Raw genomic sequence first — 16,713 nt, 5'->3', positions numbered from 1 at the left:
TGTCATATAAATGCAATGAGCCCTAGGGGCTGTTTTTCTTTCGAGCTGATTTTTGCAGCCATTTGTGGCTTATTTATACAAGGCAGAAGCTTTAATGTGTAGTTAGTCTACATGAGAAGCTGATAACGCAGTAGAAATAAGCCACAAACGCTGCCCGAAGGGTTCGGCTAAAATCGTTGTATGCTTTGTTAAGGCATGTTTACCTAGAATGCTAGGCTTCACATTCCTTGCCGCGCCTAAAACGATTTTTTCGCGAACAAAATTTAACCTCGAAAGATAAACAGCCCCTAGCTCACGCATCCTGTTGTGGAGTACTAAGTGCATGTCTACTGCAATGCCTGACGTAGCAAACTCAAGCCGTGCCCAAACCGAAGGAAAGCTCGATTGGGTAGGTATGAGCCAAATTGAAATGCCCATAATGCTGGCATTTGAAGCACAAGCAGCTAGCCGCGTGAGTGCTAACATTGAGGCCTTTGTCAGCTTAGATGACCCACAAGCCAAGGGCATTCATATGTCTCGTTTATATTTGATATTGGATCAATTATCTAACGAAGGCGTATTGGATTATGCTGGATTACACCGCGTTTTGGATCAGTTTATTGAAAGTCATCAAGATTTAAGTGAGCAAGCGCAGGTTCGCTTTAGCTTCGACTACCATTTGCGCCGTAAATCGCTGTTATCTGGCAAAACTGGTTGGAAGGCTTATCCTGTTGCAATCACTGCCACTCGTCACCAACAACAAACTACTATTGAGCTTGAAGTTGAGGTTCCGTACTCATCCACTTGCCCTTGCTCCGCCGCACTATCACGCCAGCTTATTCAGCAGGCCTTCAAACAACAATTTGCCGATGAGCAAGTTTCAAGTGAAGCGGTGCATCAATGGCTTGGCAGCAGTGAAGGCATTGTTGCTACCCCCCACAGCCAGCGTAGTATCGCTCAGCTAAAAGTTAAAATTGCCACTGAACATCAGGATATTCCCATTATCAGTTTGATTGATGAAGTGGAAAGTAGTTTAAAAACCCCAGTACAAGCCGCGGTTAAGCGCGAGGATGAACAAGAATTTGCTCGCCTCAATGGGCAAAACTTGATGTTCTGTGAAGATGCCGCTCGCCATTTGCAGCACAGCTTGAATAACCGAGCAGACTTAGTTGATTTTTGGGTAAGGGTAAACCACCTAGAAAGCCTACACGCGCATGATGCTGTATGTGTTGTAACTAAAGGTATTGAGCAAGGTTACAGCGCCTAGCTAGGGCGCTGTTTTTGTATCCTCTATAGCGCTGTCTCCGGCGCTACAGTAGCGGGCTTTACCCTGATGTTTAGCACGATAAAGCTGTAAATCTGCCACCCTTACCAGTTCGCCATAATCCACACCTTGTTGAGGAATAACGCTGGCCACACCAATACTTACCGATACAAAGTCGCTCACATCTGAGAATTCATGAGGAATCTCTGCTTCTTTCATATTGCGCAACACGGTTTCGGCGATTTGCTTAGCACCTTCACAGCCAGTATTAGGTAGCAATATGGCAAACTCTTCACCGCCATAACGGGCCACTAAATCGGAGCCACGTTTCACTGAGCGACTGATTAACTTAGCCACTTGGCGCAAAGCTTCGTCGCCCTGTTGGTGGCCATAGTTATCGTTATATTGCTTGAAGCAGTCAATATCCAGCAATAACAAACTTAGCTCTACCCCTTCACGACGATGAGTTAGCCACAACTGCAATAATTTCTCATCGAAACTACGGCGGTTAGCTACTTGAGTTAGGCTGTCGATAAAGCTGAGTTCCTGTAACTGCATAATCGCGTCGGCCAATTGCTGCTCGGTGGCTTTACGCTCGGTAACATCACGAGTGATGAAGATAATGCCGCGCTCGCCACTCACATCATCAAAATAAGGGCCTTTAATCACCTCATACCAAATCTGGTGACCATCATCCAAGTACACTAATTCTTCATACCGGATCGGCTTGCCATCTTCTAAAATTTGACGGTTTTGCAACTGATGTTGTTCTAACTGTTCTTCACTAAGAACCTCGGTAAGGTGTTTGCCCAGCAACTCATCACTGGTAAAACCAAACATTTTGGCAAAAGGTTCGTTCCCGCCAACAAAGTTACCTTTATCATCAATAAAGCCCAATGGATCGGGGGTTGAGTTAAACACGGTGCGAATAAGGTTATTTTGCCGTCCCAACTCTTTCTCGGAGCTGATTCGGTTTTGGTTTTCATGTTCCAGTTTACGGTTAAGCTCGTGCCACTTGGTTACGTCGTAAGACACGTTAAGCACACCTGTCACTTCGTCTTGTTGGTTCTTAAGCGGATAGACATTGTTTTGCAGCAGGATTTGTCGGCTATCTGGGGCACTAAACCATTCGGTATGTTGGCAAGGCTCGCCTGCCAATACTTGGTTGTCATAGGTTTGGCTGCGCTCTAACTCATTTCGGGTTAAAAAATCACTCAGCTTCTTACCAGCAAGCTCACCAGGCTTTAAGCCATGAAAGCCCGCCCATGCCTGATTACAGCCCAGCAAACGCTCATTAGCGTCTTTAAAGTAAATAAATTCTGGAATGGAATTAAGCACGTTAGCGAACAGTTTTTGCTCTTGCTCAATTCGATTTAAATAAGAATAACCTTGGGCGTTTTCGTAAGCATTAATGAACCAAACCTCTCGGCCATTATGCGCAGTTAAGCTAGCGTAAAGAAGCAAAACCCGAGTTTGCTGGGGGAAATTAACCAGCCAGTGAACACCTTCAATACTAGCCGAAGACTGATGGGGCTTTAGTAGTTCTAACAATTGCTCAAGGTGGGCAGAATCGAAGAACTGCCAATGTTTACCATTGTTAGCAAGCTGCAGTAACTCACAAACACGAGGATTAGCAAAAATAACCTGTTTGGCTTCTAGATCAATCATCAGTTGAGCAGCCGGCGACTTCACCATTGCCGCGCGCTGAGCACGCACCTTTCTGCGAGCTAAGGCCCACATAACAATAACAATGACTAGCAGTATGCTAAGTAATGCTATTGTTGCCTGCATCCAGACTGTTGGATAAAAGTTTTCGTGCATCGATTGTCCATTTTTTCTGCAACCGCTGCTACTTTACCTGATTATATGACATAAGAAAATAATCATTTACTAAACAAGCAATTAGCTCACATTTACTGCATCACATTGTAACTTAATGCGCTGCCTTGGGGGCCATCACTGGCCAACTTTTTAGCAATATCTGTGAGGGCTAACCACTTGTTTTGGCACCAATTTGGCGCCAGCAAAACCGGCGGCCGAGCGTGGGCACTTACACGGTGATAAACCACATGTTCAGGGGTATGGCGAATAAGATTTACCGCTTGTTCAACGTAGTGCTGCTGGCTCATGGTATCTAAGCGGCCTGCTCGCCACGCTTTAGCCATGGTGCTGCCCTCAACCACATGTAAAGGATGCAGCTTAATACCGGCAATATCTTCGGCAAGTACCGCCTTAAGTGATTGCATATAATGTTCAGGCTCTTCGCCCGGTAAACCCAAAATAAGATGGGCGCATACTTTTAAACCGTATTGGTGGGCACGAGCTACAGCCTTTTGAAACGCCGCAAAATCATGACCACGGTTTATTTTCTTTAAAGTTTCATCATGGGCAGTTTGCACACCTAGCTCTAGCCACACTTCTTTACCTTGAGCCTGATACTCTGCCAGCATTTCTAACACCGCTTCGGGTACGCAATCTGGGCGGGTACCAATGCATAAACCCACCACAGACTCATCGGCTAAAGCTTGCTGATACATCCCACGTAAATATTCTACCTCGGCATAGGTGCTGGTATAGGCCTGAAAATAGGCTAAATAGCGGATGGCTTTATGCTTTAGCTCAGCCTTGCGTGCATCCAGCTGCTCGCCAATCGACATCATTTGTTGTTGCGGTTTAACAAAAGCATCTACGTTGCAAAAGGTACAGCCACCTTTACCAATACTGCCATCGCGATTTGGGCAGGTGAAATCACCATCAACACTTAGCTTGCGCACTCGCCCGCTAAAATGTTGCTTAATATGACGACCTAAGGTGTTTACATATAAATCTAGCTGCACAGCTTTCACTCTTAAATAAGGTGGGAAAAACCCAAAACGGCGGCTAGTTTACTGGCAGGAGCCAACTAGGTCTTAGTTGTAGATCAAGAGAGCACAAGATTTAAACATTAGATGATCAACAACAGTGCCCACAATTCCCCTTCAGCAAAGATAAACAGCACCTCTTGAAGCTGCTATACTGCGTGCCGCTAATACAGTCGCACCTAGGAATCAACATGAGCTCTCAAGCATTAATCGACGCAAATGACCGTCTAACCACTAAACAGCGTTATCAAAGCTTTATCGAACAAGCCCGTAAGGCCCAACAGGTTTGGACCTTAAGTGACGAACAGGGTTGTTTGATTATCGAAACCGGTGACGAAAAAGTATTACTGCTGTGGAGCGAGCAAGCACTTGCCGAACACTGGGCCAGTAAAGACCACGCCAACTTTAAAGCCCTCGCCATTAGTTTGAGTGACTTGACCGAGAAGTGGCTGCCTGGAATGGCCAACGATGGTTTTGACCTAGCAGTGGCTCCTAGCTTTGCCGGTGAAGGCACAATTGTTGCGCCCTTAGATCTTGCCGACGAGCTTAGCAGCGGAAAAATCAAGTAAGCCGAGTATTTACCGCGCTTAAGTCCACTAAGCAGTTTTTTTAGTAAGGACTTAAGTGTAGAATCTTCGGCTCGAAAATTGTTCATAGCGCCCAAACGGGTACAGAAATACATACAGGTTAAATTATGACGACAACGGTTAATCCATTATTAGAAGATTTGAAGGCGCGCGGCCTAGTTGCTCAATGCACTGCCGACGAAGAACTGGCCGAACACCTTTCTAGTGGAGCCCGCACCCTGTATTGTGGCTTTGACCCAACAGCCGACAGCCTGCACATTGGTAGCCTAGTGCCACTACTTATGCTTAAGCGTTTCCAACAAGCTGGTCACAAGCCCTTAGCTTTGGTGGGTGGTGCAACTGGTTTAATTGGTGACCCAAGCTTTAAAGCCGCAGAGCGTAAACTAAACAGCGATGACGTAGTTACCGGCTGGGTAGGCAAACTGCAGAAGCAAGTTAGCCAATTTATTGAGTTTGGCGACCAAGCAAATGCAGCCAAGGTAATTAACAACCTAGATTGGATTGGCAAAGTAAACGTAATTGATTTCATGCGTAACGTAGGTAAACACTTTAGCGTTAACGCTATGATCAAAAAAGAATCGGTAAAACAGCGTATCGACCGTGATGAGTCGGGTATCTCGTTCACCGAGTTCAGCTACATGTTGCTGCAGTCTTACGACTTTGCCGAGCTTAGCGACAAAGAAAACACCACCTTACAAATTGGTGGCTCTGATCAGTGGGGCAACATCACGGGCGGTATCGACCTAGCTCGCCGCATGTACAGCAACAAAGTATATGGCCTAACAATGCCATTAGTGACCAAAGCCGACGGCACTAAGTTTGGTAAAACCGAAACGGGTACCATTTGGTTAGACCCTAAGCGCACCTCGCCTTACGCGTTCTACCAATTCTGGATTAACACGGCTGATGCCGACGTATATTCGTTCTTGCGTTACTTCACCTTTATTGACGTAGCCGAAATTGCCGCCATTGAAGAGCGTGATAAAGCCGCCCAAGGTCGCCCAGAAGCGCAAGGTATTTTAGCCAAAGAAGTAACTCGTTTAGTGCATGGTGAAGAAGGCTTAGCCTCAGCAATGCGAATTACTCAAGCGCTATTCTCTGGCGACTTAGCCTCTCTCAGTGAGTCAGATTTAGAGCAGCTAGCCCAAGATGGTTTGCCTACCACTCAACTTGAACAAAGCGAAGCTGGTTTAGTTGAGCTACTTACAGCGAGTGAGCTAGCTAAATCAAATAAAATGGCGCGCGAATTTATTGGTAACGGCGCAGTGTCTGTAAACGGCGAAAAGCTAAACGACCCTCAGCTAACCTTGCAAGCCAGCGATGCCTTATACGGTAAGTATTCAGTAGTTAAGCGCGGTAAAAAATTATTCAGTTTGATCATTTGGGCTAAATAATTTTGCTGTTAAGAGCAATCAGCCACGCTGATTGCTCGATTTAATCCCTTCAACACATTCTCCACCACCTTTGCTGTTGTTATCTGCCAGAACAACCTTTTCTACGTATTCCGATGTCACTTCTTGTTGGCTTCAATCACCCTTCATAAACTCCTCATTGCACTGGTATTTTCCCTAGAAAGCTTTAATTCAAATCTAGCTGCACGAAATTAAGTTATCAACCAATTCAAATAAACGTTAACCAGTTTGCAGTTTAAGTTAAAAATGTCTGGCATAATTGGTTTACAAATTTTTACTGTATGAGCCAAAATGCTGTTTAGAAACACTCTATTACTTGCCGCCACTAGCCTGATTTTTTCCCTTCAAGCCAAAGATTGGGCAGACTACGACGTACCTGCAGACCCTGGATTTGGGAATACTTGGGAGTTAATTGACGCCTTTTCTGACGATTTTAACTACCAAGGAAAAAACCAACAGTTTAGTGAAAAATGGAACGACCATTACCATAATGCTTGGACTGGGCCAGGCTTAACCATATGGAGTTCTGACCACTCTGATGTAGTAGATGGAAAACTGGTTATTAAAGCCGCCAGAAAACCAGATACCGATAAGGTTCACCTAGGTGTAGTAACTTCTAAAACGCCAATCATCTACCCAGTTTACATGGAAGCCAAAATTAAAGTGGCTAACCAAGTGTTATCGTCTAACTTTTGGTTATTAAGTGCCGATGACAAGCGCGAGTTAGATATACTGGAGATATACGGCAGCGATCGCGCCAACCACCACAAGCATTCTCGCCATGCTAATACCAACTACCATGTATTTATTCGTGATGAGGAAAGCAACGAAATTATTCGAGACATTGGCTCTCAACAGCATCATTTTTTACCAAACGAAGCGCCTTATCGCGATAACTTCCATCGCTTTGGCGCATACTGGATAGATCCATGGAATGTCGAGTTTTACATTGATGGACGTTTAGTTCGTCGCTTAAACAAAACTTCACTTAAAGACCCAGAAAATCTAGGCCTAGACCGTGAGATGTTCATGATCATCGACATGGAAGATCACGACTGGCGCTCAAGTGTTGGTCACATCGCTAGCGATGAAGATTTAGCCGATGAAACCAGAAACAAGATGCTAGTGGATTGGGTACGTGTTTACGTGCCAGTAAAAGCCGATGTAAGCCAGCAGGAACTTGGCCCAGTAAAACTCCCGACCGATACAGCTGGTTTAAGCTTGCGCCACAGCACTAAGTGTTTTGAAATTAGAAACCCTCGCTCAGAGAAAGGCGCGCGTTATCGCCAAAGCTACTGCAGCCATCGTGGCCAACAGCAGAAGTTTACTTTTACCGAGCAAGTGAGTGAACAGGGCCAGCAAGTCAGCATCAAAAACACCGCAAATGATTTTTGTGTTGCAGCACGAGAAGGCAAACAAGACTTACGCCAACAACGCTGTGATGAGCAATCGGCTGCCCAGTCTTGGCTATTATCAAACAAAGGCCACAATTGGTTCAGCATTAAAAACCTCGCCACTGGAGAATGCCTAGAAATGGCGAAAGGCTCCAAGAAAAATGGCAAAAACTTGTCATTGGGTGAATGTGATGGCTCAGAACATCAAAGCTTTAAATTCGTAAATTAATGGGAAGGCTAGCCGACCAGCTGGCCATTTACTTCGCTTAAACAATAGGTTGTTCATGAAAAATTATCAGATGTACATCAATGGTAGCTGGCTAGATGCAAAATCAGGAGCACGCGCCGAGGTACTTAACCCTTCAACTGAAGAAGTTATCGCCACTGTCGCGAATGGCAATGAAACCGATGCAGAGCTAGCCATGAGCGCAGCAGTAGCAGCACAAAAGCAATGGCGTAAGCTACCTGCTCGCAAACGCGCCGAAAAACTGTATGAGTTAGTGGCAGAGATTAAAGCTAACCGTGACTTCTTAGCCGAGTTGCTGGTGCAAGAACAAGGCAAGTTACTAAAAGTGGCGCGCATGGAAGTAGACGTAACCTGCTCGTTTATTGAATACGCCTGCGAATGGGCTCGCCACATTGAAGGTGACATTGTTGAGTCTGACAACCCTGACGAGCACATTTGGATCCACAAGGTGCCGCGTGGTGTAGTGGTAGCGATTACAGCATGGAACTTTCCACTAGCGCTAGCTGGTCGAAAAATTGGCCCAGCCTTAGTGGCGGGTAATGCGATTATTGTTAAGCCAACTACCGAAACACCATTAGCAACACTTGAACTAGCAAAGCTGGCCGACAAAGTTGGCTTGCCAAAAGGTTTGTTAAACGTAGTCACCGGTCCTGGTCGCTCTTTGGGCGATGCACTGGTTCGCCACCCAAAGACAGCCATGGTATCAATGACAGGCAGTACTCCTGCTGGCCAAGCCATTGTGCGAGCAGCCTCAGACAACCTAGCTCATGTACAACTAGAGCTAGGCGGCAAAGCGCCCTTTATCGTGCTCGACGACGCTAACATAGATGCGGCAGTAGACGCAGCGCTAAATTCTAAGTTCGATAACTGTGGTCAAGTATGTACTTGTAACGAACGTTTATATGTTCACGAAGCCATCTACACAGAGTTTATGGACAAATTGCTTGCCAAAGTGAAAGCCATAAAGGTAGGTGACCCAATGAACGAAGATAGTGACATGGGGCCAAAAGTAAGCGCTAAAGAGCTAGCCAATATGGAAGCCATGGTTGCTAAAGCCATAGAAGAAGGAGCCACCTTAGTCACTGGTGGTAAACGCTTAAGCGGCGAGGAGTTTGAAAAAGGCTACTGGTTTGAACCCACCGTGTTTACCGACGTAACCCAAGAGATGAGCCTCGTTCACGAAGAGATCTTTGGCCCTATTTTGCCCGTAGTTAAATTTACTGAGTTTGATGAAGTGATTAACTATGCCAATGACTCTGAGTACGGTTTGTCGGCGATGATCTTCACTGATCGAATCAAACTAGTCATGGACTTGGTAAACGACCTTGAATGCGGAGAGATATATGTAAACCGCGGTCATGGCGAGCAACATCAAGGCTTCCACAATGGCTACAAACTAAGTGGTTCCGGCGGTGAAGATGGTAAATATGGTTTTGAGCAATACCTAGAGAAGAAAACCTTCTACGTAGACTTCTCAAAATAACACTCTTTTCTTAGGAAGTGAGCAAGCAACTTATTAGCAGTGAGTTGCTTGCTACCCGCAGTTTTGAAAATGGAGACCGCAATACCCAATAGCAATAATAATTAAACGCAAATACCAAGGGGATACTATGCTCTACATCGGATTCTTTTTAAGCTTAGTAATGATCTATTTAGGCGTGTTAGAAATCATTCAGCGGCAACGTGAACACTCATGATCATGCATCCGCTGCTTTAGGATCGTAGCCAACAACACCGCTATAAAAAGATTAGTGCGGGATAAGAGCAAGATACTCACTCAACTAAATATTAAGGATAGTTGGACAAGCATTACCCTTCTCACTAATTTTACTCTAAGCCCATGATATGCGATGCTTTAATGCGCTGGCATTACCATGGAAAGTTGCTGAATGAATGTGATAGAAAACAACACCCTCGCAGTGATAGTTCCGCAAATTCAGCTACAACTTGGCTACCAAATTATTGAATTTGGTCATTCTTACTTCTCCATCCAAAGCTTGGTCTCAATTGAAGATTTTCATCACCTTGCAGATTTAATGGAAGGAAATATAGAAGGCCCGCTAAGCAGCCATTTTAGCCAAGAATATATGGCTCTGGCCATATTAGGTGCAATTAACTATTGGCTACAAAGCAAGCAGTTAGAGCCTGATGACCTAAATACTGCCAAGCGCTTATCCACTAAGCTAGGTGACTACCTAAACTCGTTAAGCCAAAAACGAAAAGAGAGTGAAAGTCTCGCGCCACCAGCGCCAGATCAGGCCAATATAGGCCAGCATTACTGCCTGTTTGAATTTGCCAATGACTGGCAAGTAAAAGTAGGTAAGTGCAGCTCAAAGCAAGCCTTCGGTATTTACTTTGTTTGCCCGCTAGTCTGCGATGTGGAGCCGCTGTTAGCATATATGCTGCAACAGATTAATGCCCACACTCAAGCTCTCTCCATTGCCCAGCTTAACGAAGCAGAAGTTAAGCCACACTTGCAACAAGCACTTAGCAATTGGCTAGCACAATTTAGCCTGCAGCATCCTCAGGCTGTGCAATTTTATACGGAATGGGAATTTGAAGAGCTGAGTCTCACCGAGCAAGCTTTATGCGAAGTGTATTGCCAAGCACAGTCTTTGAAAGAGGCCATCATCTAACTCGCTGCGTATTGGTTTGTTCGATGAAGCCAGGCCTATTTTGACAACTTAGTTAATATAATCGAACACTTTGTCTTAAAAAAGTCATAAATCTTACCTAAGCTGCTTGCAGTTAACCGCTTAAGTCGGTAACTATGGTTTATTATCAAACCAGTTGTTAGTTCCACTACGATTAAGGAATGCTATGCAAATTCGCCCTATTCATGAAGAAGACGCGGTTGACGTGGCCATGCTGGCAAAGCAGCTAGGCTACAACCCAACGGCACAAACTGTACTACCTAATATTCACGCTATTTTAGAAAACCCTGCCCACCAAGCCTTTGTTTACCTCAACGAGCAAGAGCAAATAGTAGGTTGGGTGCACGTATTTGTTGCCTTGCGTTTAGGCTCGCTCCCCTTTGCCGAGATTAGCGGTATGGTGGTAGATCAAGACTCACAAAATCAAGGCATTGGCCGTGCGCTTGTTAAACAATGCCGTCATTGGGCAACGAGCCGCGGCGTAGGCGAAATTAGAGTACGTTGTGACTCTACCCGCGAACAAGCAAATCAGTTTTACCAGCACATCAAATTTAAACAGCGTAAAACACAACGGGTGTTTGTGCGCGATCTGTAGCTGTTCCTTAAACTAGCTTATGGTAATATTCCGCTGATTTTTCCTTTTGATAAAGAGACGGTTATGACTACAGCTATTATTGGTGCAATGGAACAAGAAGTGGTAGCACTTCGCGAAATGATCGATAACTGTGATACCTATAGTTTTGCTGGTTGTGAATTTTATAGTGGTGAAATTAACCAGCACCCAGTAGTAGTAACCCGCTCTGGCATCGGCAAAGTAGCTGCCGCCATTGCCACTACCGTGTTGCTGCAACGCTACCAACCCACTCAAGTGATCAATACTGGCTCTGCCGGTGGTTTTGACCCCGCTTTAAAAGTAGGCGACGTGGTTATCTCTAACGAATTACGCTATCACGATGTAGACCTTACAGCCTTTAGTTACGAAATGGGCCAACTGCCTGCTAACCCAGCCGCCTATAAAGCTGACGCTAAGCTTATCGAGATTGCCGAACAGGCTGCTAAGCAGCTTTCAGGCCATCAAATTGTGCGTGGTCAAATCTGTACCGGCGACATTTTTATGGCTGATCCTGAACGTGTCGCTAAAGCCCGTGCCGACTTCCCAAATATGACCGCGGTAGAAATGGAAGGCGCTGCTATTGCGCAAGTTTGTCATCTCGCCAAGGTGCCATTTGTAGTGGTTAGAGCGCTGTCGGACATTGCAGGTAAAGAGTCGCCATCGTCATTTGATGAATTCTTAGAAACAGCAGCTAAGCACTCTACTGCCCTGGTACTAGCCATGTTAGAGAAGCTAACTGACTAATGGACGAAAGCTCCTGGCAGTGGCTTAGCCTCAGCCTACCCTTTTTGGGTATAGCCTTAGAACGTTTAATACCAGGCCGCGGATTTGGTCAGGTAATGCTGCTAGTTCGTTGGTTTGCCGAGCAACTATCAATAAAAGTAAATCGCAGCGGCAATGGTCCTCGCCAGCAGCGCATTGCTGGCGGTTTGGCTTTACTGGCAATTTTACTACCACTAAGCCTAGGCTTAGCCTTGTTTAACCAACTTAATCCCCTCACCGTGTTAGTAGACAGCTTGCTGCTACTTTGCTTGCTTCAGTGGCAAGCCCCAATGCACAGTTACCATCGCATTACTCATCTTCTCAACAAACATTTGCACAAACCCGCCCGCAACATTTTACGCCCTTGGGTATTACGCGATTGCGAAAGTTTGTCTGCAGTTGGCGTAGCTAAAGCATCTGCTGAAATGCTATTGCTGAGGCTAGCGGCCAATTGGTTTGGGGTGATTTTTTGGTTTATGTTGGCAGGCATTGTACCGGCCTTAATCTACCGCATCGTTACCGAGTTGCACTTTGCTTGGAACCCTAAACTCGTGCAATTTCGCCAGTTTGGTCATACCGCAAGTCGCTTCTATCAGCTATTTAGCTACCTGCCCTTCCAACTATTAGCCTTGATAATCTGCTGTTATGGCAAACTCTCTCGTAACAGGGCCGCGCTTAGTGAAGGCTTCCGCTGGCCTTATATCGGCAGCGGTAAGCTGATTAGCGTAAGCGCAAGTAGCTTACAGAGTGAGCTAGGTGGACCTCGCCATTACCAACAGCAAAAAGTTGAACAAGCCCGCTTTGGGCCAAGCCAGCAATACCCAGAAGCGGCTGAATTAGACAGACTTGCCTTAAAACTCAATATGAGTGCGCTACTGTACCTACTTATTCTTAGTCCAATCTACCTTGCGCGTGTTATCTATCTTTAAGGCTAAAAGAGCCAACACCGTTAAGCTCATCATCGTGTTGCTAGCGACCTTTTTCAGCACTGCGCTTTACGCTAAACCGCAACGCATTATCTCTTTAGCCCCACATTTAACCGAGCAAGTTTATGCCCTAGGTGCCGGTGATAAACTGATTGCCACAGTAGATTATGCCGACTATCCAGAAGCAGCTAAAGCGCTGCCACGCATTGGCAATTATCAATACATTAGCCTCGAGAGCATCATTTCCTTAAAGCCCGACTTAGTTTTGGTCTGGCAACAAGGAAATCAGCAAAGTTTGGCGCAAAAGCTACGCGCCTTAAATATTCAAGTATTTGTGTCCAAACCCAAACGGCTAGACAACCTACCTAAACAACTGGCAGAGCTGGGTAGTATTTTAGGTGAGCAAGAAACCGGACAACGCTTAAGCCAGTTTGCCGAGCAACAGCTAGCTCAATTGGCGCAGCAGTATCAGTCTAAAAGCAAAGTGAGTGTGTTTTATCAGATGTGGCACACGCCGCTGCGTAGCATATCTGCGAAAAGCTGGATTGATGATGGCATTCGCTTATGTGGCGGAGAAAATATTATGGCCGAAGCGGTGGCACCCTATCCATTGCTGTCAGAAGAGTGGGTACTAGAAGCTGATCCTCAAGCCATTATTATTGCCCAATGGGAATTTGAACACTCTTGGAAGCAATGGCCACAGCTTCAAGCTGTGCAGCAGCAACACATTTACCATCTAGACCCAGATAAGGCCCATCGCTTAACACTTCGCACTCTAGAGAGCCTAAAGCAACTTTGTAGCATGCTGGAAAAAAGTCGAAAAAAAACCCACCCAGATAAACTGAGTGGGACGAGAGCATATACGAGTGAAGAAAAATCTTCGATATAAGTAATGAAAGTGTTGTGCCAGTTTTAAGCAAGCTAAAGATCTTATAAAATTTTCGACAGACAAAACCACCCCTAAAGAGGTATTTGATATTTTATGTCGCTTTACCTTTTTTAAATCCCAAACAAACCAACAAATATGCTTTAGTCATTCGATAAGCCTTCGCACAGCCAAAAGTTGCTTATTCAATCGCTTGCACTACTATTAACCAGCTTGCGCCAATTTGGTCAGCAACTGCTCTGTAGCCTGTTTAGCTCACGGCTTGCGCCGCTGAATCTGGCATTATTACTAGCATCTGGCTACAATCGCGGTAATCACTGTGTTTGTATGTTGGAAGTAGATTGCAAAGCTTATTACCTAAACGTCATCGTCGGCTGTTGTTTGTTGCCATAATGCTGGTAATAGCCGCACTGCTCATCCCGAGTGAAAAAAAGTCGGTGAGTGCTAGCCAGCGACAAACTATCGATCTTTCAGCCAAGGCCAACAACATCCAAGAAGTGCGACCAACAGACTCCACCAGCACCAACGAGCCCAGTTTAGACAAGCTACAATCTACAGCCGCTCAGCTTGAGCAAGTAGAAGAGAAACAGCCAGCTAGCCAACCCGCAGTGGAACAAGTGGCAGAGCTTTCTCCAAACCAAGCGGTTGAGCAAGCTGAAGAGCAACACACAAGCATAGATACTGCTGCTAAATCCCCTGCCGCAGCAACTGATGCAGCAAGCGAAATTACCCAAACTGCTGATGAATCAAGTTCATTAGATCCGCAAACTAGCGCTACCGATAATGCCGTTAAGGTTAGCGATGCCGCCGAGTTAATTGCGCAACTGCAGCAAGGCAAAGAACTTAACCTTGGTGTTCGTTATCCCCTGCAACTGGAGATAGAACCGCAACAAGCCCTTGAAGAACCCGAGCACTTCTACACCCTTAAACGCCAAACCGTTAAATCGGGTGACAGCATGGCGCTTATCTTCTCGCGGGTGGGTTTAAGTGCTCGCACTTTACACGACATAGACCAACTCGGCGGGGAAGCAAGAAAGCTGCGTACGGTTCACCCTGGCGATACGCTGGATTTTTATCTCGATGACCAAGATCGATTAATGGAGCTACATTATCCACAATCGAAACATCAAACACTGATTATTGAGCGAGATAAGCAAGATGGTTTCGCGGTAAAAGTAGATACCCAAGAGCTAGAAGTAAGAACTAACTTTGCCCAAGGCACCATCAATTCAAGCTTCTGGAATGCCGGTATTAGCGCTGAACTCAGTCAGGGCCAAATTATGGCGCTAGCGGCTATTTTTGGCTGGGATATCGATTTTGCTTTAGACATTCGTAAAGATGATAGCTTTATGGTGCTGTTTGAAGAGCACTACATCGACGGTCTATTTGCAGGAAACGGCGATATTATTGCCGCCGAGTTTATTAACCAAGGTGATGTATTTAGAGCGGTTCGTCACGAAGATGGCAACTATTACACCCCAGAAGGCCGCCCAATGCGTAAAGCCTTTTTGCGCGCGCCAGTTAACTTCAAATACATAAGCTCTAACTTTAACCCCCGCCGTTTACACCCAGTAACCGGCAGAGTGCGCGCTCACAACGGCATTGATTATGCGGCCAAAGTGGGAACGCCAGTGCAAGCTGCCGGCGATGGCAGAGTCACTAAATCGGGTTACAGCAAATACAACGGCAACTATGTGTTTATTCAGCACAGCAGCGCCTACGTCACCAAGTACTTGCATTTGCATAAGCGCTACGTAAAAACTGGCCAGCGGGTTAAACAGGGCAAGAAAATTGGCACCGTTGGTGCGACAGGGCGAGTAACCGGTCCACATTTACACTACGAATTTTTAGTGCACGGGGTACACAAAAACCCACGTACCGTGAAACTACCTACATCTACGCCTTTAAAAGGTAAGCAAAAAGACATTTTCTTGCCGATTGCTAAGGCCAGAATCAAGCAGCTAGACAATACCAAGCGAGTATTGCTAGCCATGAATTAGGTAAAGAAATGACAGACATTTATGTGGGCTTAATGTCGGGCACCAGCATGGACGGCGTAGACGCCGTGGTGGTTGATTTTAGCCCGCAAACACCTGCTCTGCTAGCCCATTGCCAACAGCCAATACCACAACCCTTACTTGAGCAACTGCACGGTTTATGCAGCCCAGCAGCCAACGAACTAGCCACCATGGCAGAGGCTAGCGTGGCGGTTGCCCAGCTATTTGCAGCTACCGCAACTCAAGCTATTGCTCAGGCTAAACTCAAGGCTAGTGACATTGCTGCTATTGGCAGCCACGGGCAAACCATACGCCATTTTCCCGAGTTAGCCTTTAGCCTACAAATTGGCAGCCCTAGCCACATTGCAGTGCAAACCAACATTGATGTGGTGGCAGATTTTCGAAACAAAGATATGGCGCTAGGCGGCCAAGGAGCGCCGTTGGTACCTGCCTTCCATCAAGCAATGTTCAGCCATGCTAACGAAGCTCGTTTTATTGTTAACATAGGTGGCATTGCCAATGTTACCCGCTTAGTTCCAGGGAAAAGCTTATTAGGCTATGACACCGGACCAGGCAATACTCTTTTAGATCAACACTTTAAACGTCATCACCCTAATGGCTTGGATTATGATGATAATGGTCAGTGGGGGAAAAGCGGCCGCTGCCAGCAAAACTTACTAGAACAAATGCTAGCAGATAAGTACTTTGCCTTAGCTGCCCCAAAAAGCACTGGTCGCGAGTATTTTCATTTAGCTTGGTTAGATAGCTTTCTTACACAGCCAGACTTTGCCCAAATAGCACCTGTAGATGTGCAATGTACCTTGCACCACCTAAGCGCTCAGAGTATTGCTCAAGAGTTATTTGATGCTGATAGGGGCAAGGTGTATTTATGTGGCGGCGGTGACAAAAACGGCTTTTTATTAGAGTTACTGACCAAGGCATTACCTAAGTTAACACTCAGCCGCACCTCAGAACTAGGCATTCCAGAACAAGCCTTAGAAGCGATGGCTTTTGCTTGGTTAGCACGCTGTTTTAAACTACAACAAACTGGCAACGCCAGCTCGGTAACCGGAGCAAGTCGCCCAGCCATTCTTGGCGCCCTGTACCCCGCAAAATAAAAAGGAGGGATAA

At 45.9% G+C, this 16,713-nt stretch carries 14 protein-coding genes; 12 read left to right on the top strand and 2 right to left on the bottom strand.

What is annotated here, in order from left to right; genetic code table 11:
- Positions 1-322: 322 nt before the first annotated feature.
- Positions 323-1,246: a GTP cyclohydrolase FolE2 gene (folE2, locus tag OAG1_RS03355; protein ID WP_338623940.1), complete on the top strand. Its 924-nt coding sequence runs from the start codon at positions 323-325 to the stop codon at positions 1,244-1,246.
- On the opposite strand, the gene OAG1_RS03350 is transcribed toward folE2, so the two are convergent.
- Positions 1,247-3,064: a diguanylate cyclase gene (locus tag OAG1_RS03350; RefSeq protein WP_084681997.1), complete on the bottom strand. Its 1,818-nt coding sequence runs from the start codon at positions 3,062-3,064 to the stop codon at positions 1,247-1,249. It lies immediately after the preceding gene.
- A 92-nt stretch (positions 3,065-3,156) separates the two neighbouring features.
- Complete coding sequence (locus tag OAG1_RS03345) at positions 3,157-4,080, bottom strand: TIGR01212 family radical SAM protein (RefSeq protein ID WP_338623937.1); 924 nt, start codon at positions 4,078-4,080, stop codon at positions 3,157-3,159.
- Positions 4,081-4,295: 215 nt separating this feature from the next.
- Here OAG1_RS03345 and OAG1_RS03340 point away from each other — a divergent pair, with 215 nt between their 5' ends.
- The 11 genes from OAG1_RS03340 (at position 4,296) to OAG1_RS03290 (ending at position 16,700) form a co-directional block, all read left to right on the top strand.
- Entirely contained in the window at positions 4,296-4,673 is a 378-nt protein-coding gene (locus OAG1_RS03340; protein ID WP_016403537.1) for a DUF2750 domain-containing protein, read from the top strand.
- Between the two features lie 125 nt (positions 4,674-4,798).
- The gene (tyrS, locus tag OAG1_RS03335) at positions 4,799-6,085 is read left to right on the top strand and encodes a tyrosine--tRNA ligase (protein ID WP_016403538.1); all 1,287 of its coding nucleotides are present in this window, start codon (positions 4,799-4,801) and stop codon (positions 6,083-6,085) included.
- Between the two features lie 309 nt (positions 6,086-6,394).
- Positions 6,395-7,726, top strand: a complete 1,332-nt coding sequence (locus tag OAG1_RS03330) for an RICIN domain-containing protein (RefSeq protein WP_338623933.1) — start codon at positions 6,395-6,397, stop codon at positions 7,724-7,726.
- 55 nt (positions 7,727-7,781) lie between these two features.
- The gene (aldA, locus tag OAG1_RS03325) at positions 7,782-9,227 is read left to right on the top strand and encodes an aldehyde dehydrogenase (RefSeq protein ID WP_338623931.1); all 1,446 of its coding nucleotides are present in this window, start codon (positions 7,782-7,784) and stop codon (positions 9,225-9,227) included.
- A 406-nt stretch (positions 9,228-9,633) separates the two neighbouring features.
- The gene (locus OAG1_RS03320) at positions 9,634-10,380 is read left to right on the top strand and encodes a hypothetical protein (protein ID WP_338623929.1); all 747 of its coding nucleotides are present in this window, start codon (positions 9,634-9,636) and stop codon (positions 10,378-10,380) included.
- 184 nt (positions 10,381-10,564) lie between these two features.
- Positions 10,565-10,993: a GNAT family N-acetyltransferase gene (locus tag OAG1_RS03315; protein WP_016403542.1), complete on the top strand. Its 429-nt coding sequence runs from the start codon at positions 10,565-10,567 to the stop codon at positions 10,991-10,993.
- Positions 10,994-11,056: 63 nt separating this feature from the next.
- Positions 11,057-11,755 carry a 5'-methylthioadenosine/S-adenosylhomocysteine nucleosidase gene (gene mtnN, locus OAG1_RS03310; protein WP_220718997.1) on the top strand — a complete coding sequence of 233 codons (699 nt, stop codon included), beginning with the start codon at positions 11,057-11,059 and terminating at the stop codon, positions 11,753-11,755.
- Positions 11,755-12,702: a cobalamin biosynthesis protein gene (locus tag OAG1_RS03305; RefSeq protein ID WP_338623925.1), complete on the top strand. Its 948-nt coding sequence runs from the start codon at positions 11,755-11,757 to the stop codon at positions 12,700-12,702. The genes mtnN and OAG1_RS03305 overlap by 1 nt, the downstream gene beginning before the upstream one ends.
- A gap of 34 nt (positions 12,703-12,736) precedes the next feature.
- The gene (locus tag OAG1_RS03300; RefSeq protein ID WP_016403545.1) at positions 12,737-13,588 is read left to right on the top strand and encodes a cobalamin-binding protein; all 852 of its coding nucleotides are present in this window, start codon (positions 12,737-12,739) and stop codon (positions 13,586-13,588) included.
- A 338-nt stretch (positions 13,589-13,926) separates the two neighbouring features.
- On the top strand, positions 13,927-15,585 hold the full coding sequence (locus OAG1_RS03295) for a peptidoglycan DD-metalloendopeptidase family protein (protein ID WP_338623921.1): 1,659 nt from the start codon (positions 13,927-13,929) through the stop codon (positions 15,583-15,585).
- A gap of 8 nt (positions 15,586-15,593) precedes the next feature.
- Positions 15,594-16,700 carry an anhydro-N-acetylmuramic acid kinase gene (locus OAG1_RS03290; protein WP_338623919.1) on the top strand — a complete coding sequence of 369 codons (1,107 nt, stop codon included), beginning with the start codon at positions 15,594-15,596 and terminating at the stop codon, positions 16,698-16,700.
- Positions 16,701-16,713 lie beyond the last annotated feature (13 nt).

This window comes from Agarivorans sp. OAG1, from assembly GCF_037076485.1.
In the GTDB taxonomy this organism is placed as follows: Bacteria; Pseudomonadota; Gammaproteobacteria; order Enterobacterales; family Celerinatantimonadaceae; genus Agarivorans; species Agarivorans albus.
The sequence above is the reverse complement of the archived record's forward strand: the minus strand, read 5'-3'. Positions and strand labels throughout refer to the sequence as shown.

What these genes read in the sequence shown, in the direction of transcription:
- tyrS (WP_016403538.1), top strand. Translation starts at nt 4,799, where the DNA reads ATGACGACAACGGTTAATCCATTATTAGAAGATTTGAAGGCGCGCGGC.
- OAG1_RS03350 (WP_084681997.1), bottom strand. Translation starts at nt 3,064, where the DNA reads ATGCACGAAAACTTTTATCCAACAGTCTGGATGCAGGCAACAATAGCA.
- OAG1_RS03330 (WP_338623933.1), top strand. Translation starts at nt 6,395, where the DNA reads ATGCTGTTTAGAAACACTCTATTACTTGCCGCCACTAGCCTGATTTTT.
- OAG1_RS03305 (WP_338623925.1), top strand. Translation starts at nt 11,755, where the DNA reads ATGGACGAAAGCTCCTGGCAGTGGCTTAGCCTCAGCCTACCCTTTTTG.
- OAG1_RS03340 (WP_016403537.1), top strand. Translation starts at nt 4,296, where the DNA reads ATGAGCTCTCAAGCATTAATCGACGCAAATGACCGTCTAACCACTAAA.
- OAG1_RS03320 (WP_338623929.1), top strand. Translation starts at nt 9,634, where the DNA reads ATGAATGTGATAGAAAACAACACCCTCGCAGTGATAGTTCCGCAAATT.
- aldA (WP_338623931.1), top strand. Translation starts at nt 7,782, where the DNA reads ATGAAAAATTATCAGATGTACATCAATGGTAGCTGGCTAGATGCAAAA.
- OAG1_RS03315 (WP_016403542.1), top strand. Translation starts at nt 10,565, where the DNA reads ATGCAAATTCGCCCTATTCATGAAGAAGACGCGGTTGACGTGGCCATG.
- folE2 (WP_338623940.1), top strand. Translation starts at nt 323, where the DNA reads ATGTCTACTGCAATGCCTGACGTAGCAAACTCAAGCCGTGCCCAAACC.
- mtnN (WP_220718997.1), top strand. Translation starts at nt 11,057, where the DNA reads ATGACTACAGCTATTATTGGTGCAATGGAACAAGAAGTGGTAGCACTT.
- OAG1_RS03290 (WP_338623919.1), top strand. Translation starts at nt 15,594, where the DNA reads ATGACAGACATTTATGTGGGCTTAATGTCGGGCACCAGCATGGACGGC.